The sequence below is a fragment of the Pseudomonas sp. FYR_2 genome, from assembly GCF_043106425.1.
Taxonomy (GTDB): Bacteria; Pseudomonadota; Gammaproteobacteria; order Pseudomonadales; family Pseudomonadaceae; genus Aquipseudomonas; species Aquipseudomonas monteilii.
Genome location: NZ_JBICMM010000012.1, coordinates 15641 through 31018, shown reverse-complemented (window position 1 = coordinate 31018; position 15378 = coordinate 15641). Strand labels below are relative to the sequence as shown.

Below are 15378 nucleotides of genomic sequence, written 5' to 3'. Positions count from 1 at the left end.
GCAAAGCCGCAGGGCAGGACAACCGCTGCCTTTCAATGGCGGTGAGTGCCGGTCCATTCGAGGCGCCGGATGTGTACGGTGCCGGCCTGGGAGGTAGAGATGGTCAGGCGGCGGAACGGGCCGTCGATCACCTGATGGTAGGGATGCGTGGCAATGGGGCCGGGGCGCAAGTCGCGTAAGCCGCTGCCTTCCACGGTGAGCCAGTAGAAGTTGCGTGGGATCGGGGCAATCAGGTCGTAGTCAACGCTTTCAGTATTGAACAACATGTGCAGGTCGTCGCAAAGAAAGTCGCTGACCACATAGTATTCCAGCCGCAGGCACTCGACTTCCTGGGCGAAGACGATTTCCACATCGCTGTGCTCACCGATCACCAGCTCGGTGCCATCTTCACCCTTGAACGCTTCATGAAAGCCGGTCCACGAGGTGCTATTCGAGCGGATGCTCAGGCCGGAGGCCATATGAAGCGTCTGCTTGTGCCACAGAAACTGCCGTTCGACGTGCTGGAAATGCTCCTCGAAGATCATGCGCATGCCCTCCTGGCGGGGCTTTTGGCCATCTTCGCCAGCTTCGCCTGCGGCCGTGTGACATGACTACTGGCAAAAATGTCAGTTGCCAAAAGCACTTGATGTCACTGCGCTGGCAGGGTTGGCGGAGGTGACGTATTCTTAACGCATTTCTCGGGGCATTCCTGCCTCTTCCCGTATCTGTAACCTCTGACTCGGAGTTCGCCGACATGGCTGCTGCTTGGGTGCGCCTGTGCGCGTTGGTATTGATTGGTGTGTCCAGCGGCGCCGCGCTGGCAAAGGACAAGACGCCTACGGCAATCGTGGTGGGTGGCGGCCTGGCAGGCCTGACGGCAGCCTACGAGCTGCAGAACAAAGGCTGGCAGGTGACCCTGCTGGAAGCCAAATCGGGCATGGGCGGGCGTTCGGGCCTGGCCACCAGTGAATGGATCGGCAACGCCAAGGCGCAGCCGGTGCTTAATCAGTACCTGGACCGTTTCAAGCTTGAAACACTGCCGGCGCCGGAGTTCGTGCGTACCCCCGGTTACCTGATCGACGGCGAGTATTTCAGCGCCACCGACCTGGCCACCAAGCAGCCGGCTACCGCCGAAGCACTCAAGCGCTACGAGAAAACCCTCGACGACCTGGCCCGCTCCATCGACGACCCGCTGAACCCGCAGGCAACCAGCACATTGTTTGCCCTCGACCAGATCAACGTCTCTACCTGGCTCGACAAGTTGCAGCTGCCGGCCACGGCCCGTCAGCTGGTCAACCAGCAGATCCGTACCCGCTACGATGAGCCGTCGCGCCTGTCGCTGCTGTACTTCGCCCAGCAGAACCGCGTGTACCGTGGCGTCAGCGACCGCGACCTGCGTGCCGCACGCCTGCCAGGTGGCAGCCCGGTGCTGGCCCAGGCGTTCGTCAAACAGCTGAAAACCATCAAGACCAGCTCGCCGGTTACCGCCATCGTCCAGGACAAGGACGGGGTAACGGTAAAAGTCGGCAGCGTCGGCTACCAGGCCGATTACCTGGTCATGGCCGTGCCGCTGCGCGCCCTGGCCAAGATCCAGATGACCCCGGGCCTGGACAACCAGCACCTGGCAGCGTTGAAGGGCACCAACTATGGCTGGCGCGACCAGCTGATGCTCAAGTTCAAGAAGCCGGTGTGGGAAAGCCGCGCACGCATGTCGGGCGAAATCTTCAGTAACGCCGGCCTCGGCATGCTGTGGATCGAGCCTGCGCTCAAGGGCGGCGCCAATGTGGTGATCAACCTGTCCGGCGACAACGCCCGCTTGCTGCAGGCATTTGGCGACAAGCAGATGGTCGACCAGGTGCTGATCCGCCTGCATGCGTTCTACCCACAGGCCCGTGGTGCGTTTACCGGTTACGAGCTCAAGCGCTACAGCACCGACGCCGGCACCGGTGGCGCCTACCTGGCTTATGGCCCGGGGCAGATCAGCAAGTACTGGCGCTTGTGGGAGCGCCCGGTGCAACGCATCACCTTTGCCGGTGAGCATACCGATGCCCTGTACCCTGGCACCCTGGAAGGTGCCCTGCGCAGCGGCCAGCGTGCGGCCAGCCAAGTGCAGGACCTGTTGGCCGGCAAGTCGTTCGACCCGGCCAAAGTGGCGCCGGTTGCGGCGGCAGCGGCAGCCGGTGCGGTGGCCGCCAAGGAAAGCAAGGGCGGTTTCTTCTCCAATCTGTTCGGTGGTTCGTCCGACAAGGCTGACAAGGCGCCAGTGAAAGAGGAGCCGAAAAAGGTCGAAGAGGCCAAGCAGGACAAACCGGGCTTCTTCAAGCGCCTGTTTGGCGGGGCGGACAAGCCGCAAGTGAAGGCCGAGCCGATCGCCAAGGCTGAGGAAGTGGCGCCGGCACCCGCGCCAGCTCCACAAGCCGCGCCGGCCCCGGTTGCGCCTGCACCTGTGGTCAAGGAGGCGGCTGCCAAGCCAGCAGCGACCAAGGCGGCCCCGGCCAAGCATGCGCCGGCGCACAAGCCTGCCGAGACCAAGAAGGCGACTGCCAAGTCCGAACCGACCAAGAAACCTGTGGCCAATACCCAGGCCAAGGCTGGCTGACTGATCGACAGTGCCGGCCCTTTCGCGGGTAAACCCGCTCCCACAGGTCCGGCATAGTTTTCAAGAGCAGCGCGATCCTTGTGGGAGCGGGTTTACCCGCGAAAGGGCCGGCACTGGCAACCCTGAACTCTCCGGCTATCGTTAATGTTTCCTTAATGGGAAGGTTACAGAATAACTATCGGATTTCTCGATAATCCGAAGCAATTTTTTCCGCTTTTATTCGATACATTTCGCGTTAGTCTGTGTACAGCTTTCACGGGGAAACACGCCAACATGCAACTGCGCAATTCATCTTCTCGCTACGGCGTGGTCAGCATCATCTTGCACTGGGGTGTGGCGCTGGCAGTCTTCGGCCTGTTTGGCCTGGGCTTGTGGATGGTCGGCCTCGACTATTACAGCCCTTGGCGCAAAGCCGGCCCGGACCTGCACAAGAGCATCGGCCTGGTGCTGTTGGCGGTGATGTTGCTGCGCGTAGTCTGGCGCTTCGTCAGCCCGCCACCTCCGGCGCCGGCCAACCATGGCGCCTTCACCCGCCTGGCGGCCAAGCTGGGGCACCTGGCCCTGTACCTTGGGCTGTTTGCGGTGATGGCGGCCGGTTATCTGATTTCCACCGCCGACGGGGTCGGCATTCCGGTGTTCGGCCTGTTCGAAGTGCCGGCATTGATCAGCGACTTGCCCGATCAGGCAGACGTGGCGGGTGTGATTCACCTGTGGCTGGCCTGGGGCCTGGTCATTTTTGCCGTGCTGCATGCCTTGGCAGCGCTCAAGCACCATTTCATCGACCGTGATGCGACCCTGACCCGCATGCTGGGCCGCAAAGCTTGACCCTCAACCTCAATTGCATAGGAAGGAACAGGATGTTGAAAAAGACTTTTGCCGCTCTGGCGCTCGGTACCGCACTGCTCTCCGCTGGCCAGGCCATGGCCGCCGAGTACAAGATCGACAAGGAAGGCCAGCACGCGTTCGTTGACTGGAAAATCAGCCACCTGGGCTACAGCTTCATCCACGGTACCTTCAAGGACTTCGACGGTAACTTCACTTGGGACAGCGCCAAGCCTGAAGCCAGCAAGATCAACGTCGACCTGAAAACCGCCAGCCTGTGGTCGAACCACGCCGAGCGTGACAAGCACATCGCCAGTGCCGATTTCCTCGACGTGAAGAAGTACCCGGAAGCCAAGTTCGTCTCCACCAGCGTCAAGTCGACTGGCGACAAGACGGCTGACGTGACTGGCGACCTGACCATGCACGGCGTGACCAAGCCGGTCACCTTCAAGGCTACCTTCAATGGCGAAGGCAAGGACCCATGGGGCGGCGAGCGTGCTGGCTTTAACGCCACCACCACGCTGAACCTGAACGACTTCGGCATCAAGGGCCCAGGCCCGACTTCGCAGACCCTGGACCTGGACATCAGTGTTGAAGGCGTGAAGCAGAAGTAAGTGATGCTTCGGCAATAAAAAACGCCGCCCTTTGGGCGGCGTTTTCGTTTCTTAGCCTTTTCGGGTCAACAAGGCTGGGCGTTCACCGCGCGGGCGGCTTGGCAGGTCATCCAGCTGCTCAGGCGTTGGGTAACGGTCGAGCTTGGATTCCTTGCGGATGATCACCGGCTGTTTTTCCGGCTGGCGCGGGTTGCGCACGGCCGGCTCTTGCCGGGCGGCATCGTCACGGGCAGGGCGGCCACGGCCTGCGCCGCCGCCATCGCGACGGGCACCGCCACCGTTGTTGGCGCGAGGTGGGCGTTTTTCGCCGCCGCCGCCACTGCGCTGTTGGCCACCACTGCGGGCCTGGCCCTGGCCACCGGCATTGCTGCGCTGGCCATTGCCCTGGCCCTGACCGGCACCACCTGGGCGGCGGTTGCGGCCCTGGTTCTTGCCCTGGTAGGGGCTGACGTAGTCAGCGCGGTTACCGAAGTTGTCGATATCGTCGTCCAAGAACTCTTCTGGGTCACGGTCGGCTGGCGCTTTCGGCACGCTGCTGTTGCTGGCCTGCTGCTGTTGCTGCTGGCGCGGCTTCTTGTCACGCGGCTTGCGCGGCTGCTGTTGCTTGTCGCCGCTCTTTTCCTTGTCAGCCGGCTTGTCCGCAGCCTGCTGCTTGGCCTTGCCTTTATCCTTGCCTTTGTCCTTGCGGCCGCCGTTGGCGTCTTTGCCGCCTTCGCCACGGGCCTGCTGGTTACGACCACCGCGTCCGTTGTTTTGCGGGCGCTCGCGCACTTCAGGCTTTTCGGCTTCTACCTGGCTGGCGTCAAAGCCCATCAGGTCGCCATCCGGGATGCGCTGCTTGGTCACCCGTTCGATGCTCTTGAGCAGCTTCTCTTCATCTGGCGCGACCATGGAAATTGCCTCGCCCGAACGACCGGCACGGCCGGTACGGCCAATGCGGTGAACGTAATCTTCCTCGACATTGGGCAGCTCGAAGTTGACCACATGAGGCAGTTGGTCGATGTCCAGACCGCGAGCGGCGATGTCGGTGGCGACCAGCACGCGCACGCTGTTGGCCTTGAAGTCGGCCAGCGCCTTGGTGCGGGCGTTCTGGCTCTTGTTGCCGTGGATCGCAGCGGCGGTCAGGCCGTGCTTTTCCAGGTACTCGGCCAGGCGGTTGGCGCCGTGCTTGGTACGGGTGAACACCAGCACCTGTTCCCAGGCACCCAGGGTAATCAGGTGTGCCAGCAGCGCGCGCTTGTGGCTGGCAGGCAGGCGGTAGACGCGTTGCTCGATACGCTCGACCGTGGTGTTCGGCGGGGTGACCTCGATACGCTCCGGGTTATGCAGAAGCTTGTCGGCGAGGTCGGTGATGTCCTTGGAGAAGGTGGCCGAGAACAGCAGGTTCTGGCGCTTGGCCGGCAGGCGGGCCAGTACTTTCTTGACGTCGTGGATGAAGCCCATGTCGAGCATGCGGTCGGCTTCGTCGAGCACCAGGATTTCCACGTGGGCCAGGTCGACCTTGCCTTGGCCGGCCAGGTCGAGCAGGCGGCCCGGGCAGGCAACCAGCACGTCAACGCCTTTGGCGATGGCCTGGATCTGCGGGTTCATGCCAACGCCGCCGAAGATGCAGGCGCTGACCAGTGGCAGGTCGCGGGCATACACCTTGAAGCTGTCGTGCACCTGGGCTGCCAGTTCGCGGGTCGGGGTCAGGACCAGCACGCGTGGCTGGCGCGGGCCGTGACGTTGCGACTTGTCGGGGTGGCCGGCCGGGAACAGGCGCTCGAGAATCGGCAGGGCGAAACCGCCGGTTTTACCAGTACCTGTCTGTGCGGCAACCATCAGGTCACGGCCTTGCAACACGGCGGGAATGGCCCGCTGTTGCACGGGGGTCGGCTGGGTATAGCCCGCAGCCTCGATAGCGCGGACAAGAGCCTCGGAGAGACCGAGGGAAGCAAAGGACATGGGCGATCCTGTTCTCGTGTGGGCTGGGCCCGTTGGGATGTTCTGCCTGGCGCGACGGGCATCGGCGGGATGCGATCGCGTCCGGTCCAGCTGGGCTTTCACTGCACATCCGGGAAACGGAGGGTGGACGCGAAGGGGCGTCGGTGCCGATCGGGATGCCTGTTGCGAGGCCGAGCGTCCGGGCGTGAGCCGGGCGGGAAGGCCCGAGTATAACAGAGCTAACGCGCTGTGCTGCTTTCCTGCTGCTCAACGGCGTTGAGAATGTTTCCGATGTCGCCGGTGTAGCGCTGGTTGATGGCGGCGAAGGCCGGTTCCTGTTTGAAGCGCTGCAGTGCTTCGGCAAAGGCCTGGGCCAATGCCTCACGCCCGGGTTTGCGTACCAGCCCCAGGTACTGGGCCTGGCGGTTGATCACCAGCGGCAGCGCCTCGACTTGCTGTTCCAGGCCCAGTTGCCGGAGCAGGTAATGACCAACCGTGCGATCGGTGATTGCCAGGTCGATACGGCCCAGCAGCAGCTTGCCGAAGTTGGCTTCCTGGGTGGGGGCGGCTTCCCGACGGAAATCTGTAGCCTCGTTGAACGCGGCGCCGTAGGCATAGCCGGGCGAGGTGCCGATGGTGAGGCCCGCGAGGTCGTCTGGGCCGGTCACAGGGTGGCGGCGTGCGCGCGCCTGGAACAACACGAATTCGACTTGCGACAAGGGCTCGGGGGCATAGACCAGGTAGGGGCGCCGGGCTTCGGTCTGGAAGATGTCCATAATCCCGTCAGCCAGGCCTTGCTCGATCATTGCCAGGCAGCGCTTCCATGGAAGGAACTGCCATTCCACCTGGACGCCGAGGCGTTTGAACACCTCGGTGGTGACTTCGTAGTCGATGCCGTGGGGTTGGCCATTCTGCTGGTAGATGTAGGGTGCCCAGTCATCGGACACCAGGCGCAGACGCTCGCCCAAGGCCGACGGGCTCAGGCAGGCGAGCAGCAGGGTGCAGAACAGGCGGGCGACGAGAGGCATGGCCGGAGATTACGCGCTCGGCCTGTTCTAGGCCAGAGGGGGCTGGCGTTCTCCTGTGCCGGCCCACTCAAATGTGGGAGGACCTCAGCAAATGTGTCTCGATTTCCTTGCGCCGCTCACCCAGCGACAGCCGCAGCCCTGGGTGGCGCAAGCACTGGCGCAGTTGCTCGGGCTGCAGCCGGCCGTAGCGGGCGTTGAGGTTTTCCAGGGCCTTGTCCCACCAGGCCGGCGCGCAAGCACGGTCGAACTCATTGGGGTAGGGGTAGCAGCCATAGAGCAACTCGCGGGCGAACTGGCGCTCGTGCCTGGGCAGGGTCATGCTCAACGCCTTGTAGCCCAGGCGGTGCAGCGCGGGTGGCCGGGGTAGCTGGTCGTTGACCAGCTTGACGTCAGCCAGCGCCGCCTGGCTCAGCGGGTCGTGGCCGTGCTTGCGCAGCCAGGCCTGGATCTTGGCACGGAATTGCGCCTTGCGGCTCCAGTAGTGGTGGATGACATCGGTGCACTCGGCCACCGCCATCCTACGGTATGCCGCCACCGCCAGGCAGAACTCTTCTAGCGTGTAGGCCTCGCGCGCCAGCGGGTAGAACTCGTCCATCATGGCGATGGAACTGTCGAGTGTGCTGGCGTCCTCGGCCGTAAGGCCGATCACGCCGGAGTTGATCAGTGGCATCTGGCAGTCGGCCAGGCCCCGGCCTTGCAAAATGGTCAGCAGGTTCTTGTACAGCAGGCACTTCTGGTTCGCGCCGTAGCGCGGGCCGATGGCATTGCACAGCAGCTTGCCCGGTGCCACGCGGGCGAACAGCTGCAGTGGCGAGGCCCGGAAAAAGGTGTCGGTGTCGATCAGCACCGCCAGCGGGTGTTGCTGCAGCACCTGGCGCAACAGCACGTGCTTGCTGCGAAAGTGATAACCGTGGGGGGCGTTCCATGCCTGGCGCGTGGCTTCGTCCAGCAGTTGGATGCTGACAGGCAGTTCGGCATAGGGCTGCGGGTTGTCGGTGTACACCTGGATGTCCATGGCTTCACGTGCCGTACCCAGGTGGGCAAGGGCGCTGACGATGCTGAAGCAGGCTTCCTGGTGATAGGTTGCCGGGCCAAAAGCCAGGTAGACAAGCTGTGGACGCGGTGGCTGGGGATGCTGCATGGCAGGCAAGACCTGTGTAACCCGAAAATGAATAAGGCTTTAGTCTATGACCAAAGCCTTAATCATTTCTTAAGCAGACTTTGCCAAAAGATTTCAGCGCGGCAGCTTGAGGTTGTTCCAGATCGCCAGGCTCGGTTCGGCCTGGTTCAAGGTGTAGAAGTGCAGGCCCGGTGCGCCGCCTTGCAGCAGCTGTTCGCACATGCGGGTGATCACTTCTTCGCCGAAGGCCTGGATGCTGGCGGTGTCGTCGGCATAGGCTTCCAGCTGCTTGCGGATCCAGCGCGGGATCTCGGCGCCACAGGCGTCGGAGAAGCGGGCCAGCTTGCTGTAGTTGGTGATTGGCATGATGCCAGGCACCACCGGGATGTCCACGCCCAGCTTCTGTGCACGCTCGACGAAGTAGAAGTAGCTGTCGGCGTTGAAGAAGTACTGGGTAATGGCGCTGTCGGCACCGGCCTTGACCTTGTGCACGAAGTTGGCCAGGTCGGCCTCGAAGTTGCGCGCCTGTGGGTGCATCTCAGGGTAGGCGGCCACTTCCAGGTGGAAGTGATCGGCGGTTTCCTGGCGGATGAACTCGACCAGGTCGCTGGCGTAGCGCAGTTCGCCACTGGCCATGCCCATGCCCGACGGCAGGTCGCCACGCAGGGCGACGATGCGTTTGATGCCGGCGGCCTTGTACTCGGCCAGCAGGGCGCGCAGGTCATCCTTGGAGTCGCCCACGCACGACAGGTGCGGCGCGGCAGGTACCTTCACTTCGCTTTCCAGCTGCAGCACGGTGTTCAGCGTGCGGTCGCGGGTGGAGCCGCCGGCACCGTAGGTGCAGGAGAAGAAGTCCGGGTTGTAGGTGGCCAGCTGGCGGGCAACGCCCATCAGCTTTTCGTGACCGGCGTCGGTCTTGGTTGGGAAGAACTCGAAACTGTAGCGGCGTTCTTGTGACATCACTCGTTCCTCAAGCAGCGAGCTTCTAGCGGCAAGCTGCAAGTAAAAGCCAGATCGGTGTTGGCCGATCTGGCTTGGGCATCATTCAAGATCCTTGAAGCGAGAGCTGCAAGCGGCAACGGCACGCGCTGCTTTTGCTTGCCGCTTGAAGCTTCAAGCTTGCCGCTTAGTAGCGGTAGGCGTGCGGCTTGAACGGGCCTTCGACGGTCACACCGATGTAGTCGGCTTGTTGCTTGGTCAGCTGGGTAACCACGCCGCCGAAGCCGCGGACCATTTCCAGGGCCACTTCTTCGTCGAGTTTCTTCGGCAGCACTTCAACGGTCAGGCGCTCGGCTTTCTTCTCGGCCGACAGGTCGGCGAACTTCTGCTCGAACAGGAAGATCTGGGCCAGAACCTGGTTGGCGAACGAACCGTCCATGATGCGGCTTGGGTGGCCGGTGGCGTTACCCAGGTTGACCAGGCGGCCTTCGGCCAGCAGGATCAGGTAGTCGTCGTTCTGTGGGTCGAAGCTGCCAGCGCCGGTACGGTGAATCTTGTGCACCTGCGGCTTGACCTCTTCCCAGGCCCAGTTCTTGCGCATGAAGGCAGTGTCGATCTCGTTGTCGAAGTGGCCGATGTTGCAGACCACCGCACGCTTCTTCAGGGCCTTGAGCATGTTGGCGTCGCAGACGTTGACGTTACCGGTGGTGGTCACGATCAGGTCGATCTTGCCCAGCAGGGCCTTGTCGATGCTGGCTTCGGTGCCATTGTTGATACCGTCGATGAACGGCGAGACCAGCTCGAAGCCGTCCATGCAGGCCTGCATGGCGCAGATCGGGTCAACTTCGGTGACCTTGACGATCATGCCTTCCTGACGCAGGGATTGGGCCGAGCCCTTGCCCACGTCACCGTAGCCGATCACCAGGGCTTGCTTGCCCGACAGCAGGTGGTCGGTGCCGCGCTTGATGGCGTCGCTCAGGCTGTGACGGCAGCCGTACTTGTTGTCGTTCTTGCTCTTGGTGACCGAGTCGTTGACGTTGATGGCCGGCACTTTCAGCTCGCCCTTGGCCAGCATGTCCAGCAGGCGGTGTACGCCGGTGGTGGTCTCTTCGGTCACACCGTGCACGCGGTCCAGTACCTGCGGGTACTTCTTGTGCAGCAGCTCGGTCAGGTCGCCGCCGTCGTCGAGGACCATGTTGGCGTCCCAAGGCTGGCCATCTTTCAGGATGGTCTGCTCCAGGCACCACTCGTACTCTTCTTCGGTTTCACCTTTCCAGGCGAATACCGGAATACCGGCGGCGGCGATGGATGCGGCGGCCTGGTCTTGAGTGGAGAAGATGTTGCAGGACGACCAGCGCACTTCGGCACCCAGGGCTACCAGGGTTTCGATCAGCACGGCGGTCTGGATGGTCATGTGGATGCAGCCCAGGATCTTCGCACCCTTGAGCGGCTGCTCGGCCAGGTACTTGCGACGCAGGCCCATCAGCGCAGGCATTTCCGATTCGGCAATGATGGTTTCGCGACGGCCCCAGGCGGCCAGGGAGATGTCGGCGACTTTGTAATCGGTAAAACCAGCAGGCATGTTTGCAGCGCTCATGAGAGCCTCCATTCGTAGTGTGCGAATGGGCGCCGTTGTGCGTTAAGCGCCCGCAAGCGCGAGCAACGCCCCATCCGAGCCTGACAGGCCTAGCCTGCTGCAGCGCCCCTCGGACAGGTGGCGGGCATGGCACCGCTGTGGGCAACCATGTGAAGCGGCGCAGATTATAGCCGCCCCCGCCCGCTTGCCCAAGGTTTTCTGTCGATTAATCGCGACGATAGTCGATGTTCAATGGAGCGATGGCGGCCGCTCTGCCATCATTGCTCTACGTTAGCCAAGCAGGTCAGGAGTACAGATGAACTTTCACACCCGCAAGTGGGTTAAACCCGAAGACCTCAACCCCAATGGCACCCTGTTCGGTGGCAGCCTGTTGCGCTGGATCGATGAAGAGGCGGCGATCTACGCCATCGTCCAGCTGGGCAACCAGCGCGTGGTGACCAAGTACATTTCGGAAATCAACTTCGTCAGCGCTTCGCGCCAGGGCGACATCATCGAGCTGGGCATCACCGCCACCGAGTTTGGTCGCACCTCGATCACCCTCAAGTGCGAAGTGCGCAACAAGATCAGCCGCAAGGCCATCCTCACGGTCGACAAGATGGTCTTCGTCAACCTGGGTGAAGACGGCCTGCCGGCGCCGCATGGGCGCACCGAGATCAAGTACATCCAGGACCAGTTCCCGGATTCTGCGGTGGAGTAAATAGACGCCGCAAGCCTTAAGCTGCAAGCTACAAGAAAAAGCAGACCGCACGCGGTTCGCTTGTAGCTTGTAGCTACTGAGGCTGGGCGCTGACCTTGCGCACCACCCGCCCGATGCTCAACCCCTGCACCAGAATCGACGACAGCACCACGATGTAGGTGATCGACAGCAGCAGGTCACGCTCCTCGCCCAGCGGCAATGACAGCGCCAGGGCCACCGACACCCCACCCCGCAAGCCACCCCAGGTCAGCACCCGCACCGTGCCTTTCGGCACCGGGCGCCAGCGCCGCAGCAGCACAATGGCCGGGGCCACGGTCAGCAACCGCGACAGCAGCACCGCCAGCGCCAGCACGCCGCCGGCCGCCAGGTGCATCCAGTTGAACGGCAGCAGCAACAACTCCAGGCCGATCAACGCGAACAACAAGGCGTTGAGCATGTCATCGATCAACTCCCAGAAACCGTCCATGTAGCGACGGGTCATGTCATTCATCGCCAGGTTGCGGCCCAGGTTACCGATGATCAGGCCGGCCACCACCATGGCGATCGGCGCCGAGACGTGCAGCTCGTAGCACATGGCCGAGCCACCAATGACCAGTGCCAGGGTCAGCATGACCTCGACCTGGTACTGCTCGACACTTTTGATCATGCGGTAGGTGGCGTAGCCGATCAGGCCGCCAAACACCACGCCGCCGATGGCCTCCCGGGCGAACAGGATGGCGGTGTCGGTCATGCTCGGTGTTTCACCCAGCTGGATGATGCCCAGCAGCACGGTGAACACCACTACCGCCGTGCCATCGTTGAACAGCGACTCGCCAACGATAGTGGTTTTCAGCGGTTTGGAGGCGTTGGCGGTGCGCAGCGCGCCCAGCACGGCAATCGGGTCGGTGGGCGAAATCAGCGCACCGAACAGCAGGCAGTAAATCAACGGCACCTGCCAGCCGAACAGGGCGAATACCCAGTGCGACAAGTAGCCGATAACCACGGTGGCGATCAGCACGCCCAATGTCGCCAGCAGGCCAATGGGCCAACGGTAACTGCGCAGGTCGCTGAGGTTGACGTGCAGTGCGCCGGCAAACAGCAGGAAGGCCAGCATCCAGTGCATCAGCAGGTCGTTGAAATCGATCTGGTTCATCAAGCCTTCGACGCGTTCTTCCAGGCCAGGGAAGCCGATCAGGCTCAGGCCCTGCAGCATCAGGGAGAACAGCAATGCCGTGACCATCACGCCGATGGCGGGGGGCAGGCCGATGAAGCGGTAATTGACGTAGGTAAGAAGGGTGGTGAGGCAGATAAACGCGGCAACTAATTCAAGCATCCCGAATCCTGTAACAGTGGCTTCCAAGTCGTTACCCGAATAGCTCGGGCAGTTCTTTGATGACCTGGCGCGGGGTTCGGGACACAGGGTTTGACCGGATTCCCTGAAATCGTTCCCATGCCGGGGGCGCAGCGGCCCCCGGAATGCCCTATATTCGACGCCTTACAACCCTGCAAGGATAAGAAGGCGTGTTGGCAACATCCCTGGTGCTGGTCGCCGCCCTGCTGCATGCGACCTGGAACACCCTGATCAAATTCAGCGGCGAGCGCCTGCTGGTAATCGCCAGCATGGACACGGTTGCACTCGCTTTCGCGGTGCTGGCCGTGGCGTTCGTCGATGTGCCGCCTGCTGAAATCTGGCCTTGGTTGATCGCTTCGGCACTCGCCGAGCAGTTGTACCGCTACTTGCTGATCCAGGCGTATCGCGTGGGCGACCTGGGGCTGGTCTATCCTCTGATGCGCGGGTTGTCACCATTGGTGGTGCTGGGGCTGACCCTGGCCTTCGCCGGGGAATCGCTGAGCCAGCAGCAAATCATCGGCATCCTGTTGATCCCGTGTGGCATGGCCTGCCTGTTGTGGCAGGGCGGTGGCGGCGACCGGCTGCCTTGGTCGATGCTGCCGGTGGTTGCCCTGATTGGCCTGTGCATCGGCTGCTATACCTGGTTCGATGGCCAGGCCGTGCGCTTATGGGGCAAGCCTTGGGACTACCTGGTGTGGTTGACCCTGCTCAGCGCCTGGCAATTTCCGCTGCTGGCCAGCGTGGCTCGGCGCGCACCGTTCATGCTGTTCTGGCGAACACAATGGCGCCTGGGGCTGGCGGTGGGCTTTTGTGTATTGTTCAGCTACGCCCTGGTGCTCTGGGCCATGCATCTGGGGTCGGTGGCCGAGGCAGCTGCGTTGCGGGAGTTAAGCGTGATCCTGGTGGTGCTGCTGGGCATGCGCTACCTCAAAGAACCTTTTGGTGGGCCAAGACTCCTAGCTTGCGGGCTGGTCCTGGCAGGCATGCTGGTGATGAAGCTCTAACCCATTTTCGAACAAGGAGTCCTGAGCATGACCGTTGCCCTCTGGTGCATTTTGATCGCGCTGCTGTTGAATCCGCTGTGTGCCTTGATCGCCAAGGTGAGCAGTGGCCGCTTTGGTCTCAAGGACAACCATGACCCGCGCGCCTTCCTCGATACCTTGTCGGGCTTGCCACGGCGTGCCCATGCTGCGCAGCAGAATGGCTACGAGGCGTTTCCGGCGTTTGCCGCAGCGGTCCTGGTGGCGGATATCGTCGGCAATGCCGAGCAGGTGACGCAGGATGTGCTGGGGGTGATGTATATCACCAGCCGCCTGCTTTACATCATCTGCTATCTGGCGGATTGGGCTGCCTTAAGGTCGCTGGTGTGGTTTGCCGGGTTGGCGCTGATTGTGGCGTTCTTTGTGGTTTCCATCTGAGACCGGGTTGCCTTCTTCGCGGGCTTGCCCGCTCCCACATGTACAACACAGCCCTTGAATACTTTGGTGTACCTGTGGGAGCGGGCGAGCCCGCGAAGAACCCAGCGCCGATCAAGGCACCTTAGGGACTTCTGGCAGTGGTTGCCCCTTAGGCCACAGCATCCAGATCTGCCCTTGCTGCTTCATGTTCCCGGCCAGCTCACCGGCTTGCGGCCCGGTACCCCAGAACAGGTCCGCACGCACTTCACCAGCAATCGCCCCGCCAGTGTCTTGCGCTCCCACCGGGCGCACCACTGGCGAGCCATCCGGGCGAGTCGTGGACAGCCACAACAAGCTGCCCAGCGGTATCACCTTGCGGTCGATGGCCACGCTGTAGCCGGCAGTCAGTGGCACGTTTAGCGACCCGCGCGGGCCTTCGTTGCTGTCCGGGCGGGTGCTGAAGAACACGTAGCTGGGGTTGCTGGCCAGCAGTTCCGGCACGCGCTGCGGGTTGGCCTGGGCCCAGGCATGAATGGCGCCCATGCTCACCTCTTCTTTTTTCAGCTGGCCCTGTTCCACCAGCCAGCGGCCGATTGGCCGGTAGGGGTGGCCGTTCTGGTCGGCGTAGCCCAGGCGCAGTTGCCGGCCGTCCTCCAGCTGGACGCGGCCAGAGCCCTGGATCTGCAGGAATTGCAGGTCCATCGGGTCGGTCAGCCAGGCCAGCACCGGCGCCTTGACGCCGTCACGGTTGATCACCTCGGCAGTGTCGTAAGGCTTGAGCACCCGGCCATCGAGGCGACCGCGCAGGCGTTTGCCCTTCAGCTCGGGGTACACGCTGGCCAGGTCGACCACGATCATGTCTTCAGGAATGCCATAAACCGCCACATGGTTGGTCGACGACTGCTTCAGGCTACCGGGGTAGACCGGCTCGTAGTAGCCGGTGATCAGGCCGTTGGGGTTGTTCTCGGCAGAGCGCAGGCCGTACACCTCCAGGTTCTGCTCCAGAAAGGTGCGCACTTGCGCGGCGCTTGCCGTGGCGCTTCCGGCTGCTTCGCAGGTGGCGGCCCAAACCGGGTCGCGCTTGAGCTTCTCGCAGCCACTGCGCCAGGCGTAGAAACCGGCCAGCAGGTCTTCATCGCTGACCGCCGGCAGGTCTTTCCAGGTGGCCGGGGCATAGGTGGCGATGGCGTGGGGCTCGGGCTTGGCGTTCTCGCCGCCATTGCAGCCGGCCAACAACGCCAGTACAGGGAGTGTCCAGGCCAGGTGGCGCAGGGCAGAGTTCATGAGTGCATTCCTGTCATGGGCGAACATGAATATTCGCCCCTGTATTTTA

The 15378-nt window shown here is 62.6% G+C and carries 14 protein-coding genes and 1 riboswitch; of the genes, 6 read left to right on the top strand and 8 right to left on the bottom strand.

The genetic code is table 11. From position 1 onward, the window contains the following. Nucleotides 1-32 precede the first annotated feature (32 nt). Nucleotides 33-524 carry a hypothetical protein gene (locus ACF8R4_RS02085; protein WP_060501034.1) on the bottom strand — a complete coding sequence of 164 codons (492 nt, stop codon included), beginning with the start codon at nt 522-524 and terminating at the stop codon, nt 33-35. A 209-nt stretch (nt 525-733) separates the two neighbouring features. On the opposite strand from ACF8R4_RS02085, the gene ACF8R4_RS02080 reads away from it, so the two are divergent. From ACF8R4_RS02080 to ACF8R4_RS02070, 3 genes are all read left to right on the top strand, one after another. Continuing rightward, nucleotides 734-2578: a flavin monoamine oxidase family protein gene (locus tag ACF8R4_RS02080; RefSeq protein ID WP_060501032.1), complete on the top strand. Its 1845-nt coding sequence runs from the start codon at nt 734-736 to the stop codon at nt 2576-2578. 273 nt (nt 2579-2851) lie between these two features. Next, the gene (locus ACF8R4_RS02075) at nt 2852-3403 is read left to right on the top strand and encodes a cytochrome b (protein ID WP_019096619.1); all 552 of its coding nucleotides are present in this window, start codon (nt 2852-2854) and stop codon (nt 3401-3403) included. A 32-nt stretch (nt 3404-3435) separates the two neighbouring features. Then, nucleotides 3436-4014 (top strand): YceI family protein, encoded by a 579-nt coding sequence (locus tag ACF8R4_RS02070; RefSeq protein WP_060501030.1) that lies wholly within the window; start codon nt 3436-3438, stop codon nt 4012-4014. 51 nt (nt 4015-4065) lie between these two features. Here the strand turns inward: ACF8R4_RS02070 and ACF8R4_RS02065 are convergent, their stop codons facing one another. From ACF8R4_RS02065 to ahcY, 5 genes are all read right to left on the bottom strand, one after another. Next, entirely contained in the window at nt 4066-5958 is a 1893-nt protein-coding gene (locus tag ACF8R4_RS02065; protein ID WP_060501028.1) for a DEAD/DEAH box helicase, read from the bottom strand. A 218-nt stretch (nt 5959-6176) separates the two neighbouring features. Beyond that, nucleotides 6177-6965: an ABC transporter substrate-binding protein gene (locus ACF8R4_RS02060; RefSeq protein WP_060501026.1), complete on the bottom strand. Its 789-nt coding sequence runs from the start codon at nt 6963-6965 to the stop codon at nt 6177-6179. Nucleotides 6966-7032: 67 nt separating this feature from the next. After that, entirely contained in the window at nt 7033-8106 is a 1074-nt protein-coding gene (locus tag ACF8R4_RS02055) for a hypothetical protein (RefSeq protein ID WP_060501024.1), read from the bottom strand. Between the two features lie 93 nt (nt 8107-8199). Next, nucleotides 8200-9045: a methylenetetrahydrofolate reductase [NAD(P)H] gene (metF, locus tag ACF8R4_RS02050; protein ID WP_060501022.1), complete on the bottom strand. Its 846-nt coding sequence runs from the start codon at nt 9043-9045 to the stop codon at nt 8200-8202. 166 nt (nt 9046-9211) lie between these two features. After that, nucleotides 9212-10621, bottom strand: a complete 1410-nt coding sequence (gene ahcY, locus ACF8R4_RS02045) for an adenosylhomocysteinase (RefSeq protein WP_060501020.1) — start codon at nt 10619-10621, stop codon at nt 9212-9214. Between the two features lie 20 nt (nt 10622-10641). Beyond that, nucleotides 10642-10738, bottom strand: a riboswitch (S-adenosyl-L-homocysteine riboswitch). Between the two features lie 178 nt (nt 10739-10916). Here ahcY and ACF8R4_RS02040 point away from each other — a divergent pair. Continuing rightward, complete coding sequence (locus tag ACF8R4_RS02040) at nt 10917-11318, top strand: acyl-CoA thioesterase (protein WP_016712397.1); 402 nt, start codon at nt 10917-10919, stop codon at nt 11316-11318. A 73-nt stretch (nt 11319-11391) separates the two neighbouring features. Here ACF8R4_RS02040 and ACF8R4_RS02035 read toward each other — a convergent pair whose 3' ends face one another. Then, on the bottom strand, nt 11392-12630 hold the full coding sequence (locus ACF8R4_RS02035; protein WP_060501018.1) for a sodium:proton antiporter: 1239 nt from the start codon (nt 12628-12630) through the stop codon (nt 11392-11394). Nucleotides 12631-12818: 188 nt separating this feature from the next. Here ACF8R4_RS02035 and ACF8R4_RS02030 point away from each other — a divergent pair, with 188 nt between their 5' ends. Together ACF8R4_RS02030 and ACF8R4_RS02025 are read left to right on the top strand one after the other, a co-directional pair. Then, on the top strand, nt 12819-13652 hold the full coding sequence (locus ACF8R4_RS02030; RefSeq protein ID WP_016712395.1) for an EamA family transporter: 834 nt from the start codon (nt 12819-12821) through the stop codon (nt 13650-13652). A 27-nt stretch (nt 13653-13679) separates the two neighbouring features. After that, nucleotides 13680-14066 (top strand): MAPEG family protein, encoded by a 387-nt coding sequence (locus ACF8R4_RS02025; RefSeq protein WP_060501016.1) that lies wholly within the window; start codon nt 13680-13682, stop codon nt 14064-14066. A 111-nt stretch (nt 14067-14177) separates the two neighbouring features. Here the strand turns inward: ACF8R4_RS02025 and ACF8R4_RS02020 are convergent, their stop codons facing one another. Further along, nucleotides 14178-15329: a murein transglycosylase A gene (locus ACF8R4_RS02020; protein WP_060501014.1), complete on the bottom strand. Its 1152-nt coding sequence runs from the start codon at nt 15327-15329 to the stop codon at nt 14178-14180. Nucleotides 15330-15378 lie beyond the last annotated feature (49 nt).

Coding starts and splice junctions, on each gene's coding strand:
- ACF8R4_RS02065 (WP_060501028.1), bottom strand. CDS start 5,958: ATGTCCTTTGCTTCCCTCGGTCTCTCCGAGGCTCTTGTCCGCGCTATC.
- ACF8R4_RS02075 (WP_019096619.1), top strand. CDS start 2,852: ATGCAACTGCGCAATTCATCTTCTCGCTACGGCGTGGTCAGCATCATC.
- ACF8R4_RS02060 (WP_060501026.1), bottom strand. CDS start 6,965: ATGCCTCTCGTCGCCCGCCTGTTCTGCACCCTGCTGCTCGCCTGCCTG.
- ahcY (WP_060501020.1), bottom strand. CDS start 10,621: ATGAGCGCTGCAAACATGCCTGCTGGTTTTACCGATTACAAAGTCGCC.
- metF (WP_060501022.1), bottom strand. CDS start 9,045: ATGTCACAAGAACGCCGCTACAGTTTCGAGTTCTTCCCAACCAAGACC.
- ACF8R4_RS02055 (WP_060501024.1), bottom strand. CDS start 8,106: ATGCAGCATCCCCAGCCACCGCGTCCACAGCTTGTCTACCTGGCTTTT.
- ACF8R4_RS02080 (WP_060501032.1), top strand. CDS start 734: ATGGCTGCTGCTTGGGTGCGCCTGTGCGCGTTGGTATTGATTGGTGTG.
- ACF8R4_RS02035 (WP_060501018.1), bottom strand. CDS start 12,630: ATGCTTGAATTAGTTGCCGCGTTTATCTGCCTCACCACCCTTCTTACC.
- ACF8R4_RS02040 (WP_016712397.1), top strand. CDS start 10,917: ATGAACTTTCACACCCGCAAGTGGGTTAAACCCGAAGACCTCAACCCC.
- ACF8R4_RS02085 (WP_060501034.1), bottom strand. CDS start 524: ATGATCTTCGAGGAGCATTTCCAGCACGTCGAACGGCAGTTTCTGTGG.
- ACF8R4_RS02020 (WP_060501014.1), bottom strand. CDS start 15,329: ATGAACTCTGCCCTGCGCCACCTGGCCTGGACACTCCCTGTACTGGCG.
- ACF8R4_RS02070 (WP_060501030.1), top strand. CDS start 3,436: ATGTTGAAAAAGACTTTTGCCGCTCTGGCGCTCGGTACCGCACTGCTC.
- ACF8R4_RS02025 (WP_060501016.1), top strand. CDS start 13,680: ATGACCGTTGCCCTCTGGTGCATTTTGATCGCGCTGCTGTTGAATCCG.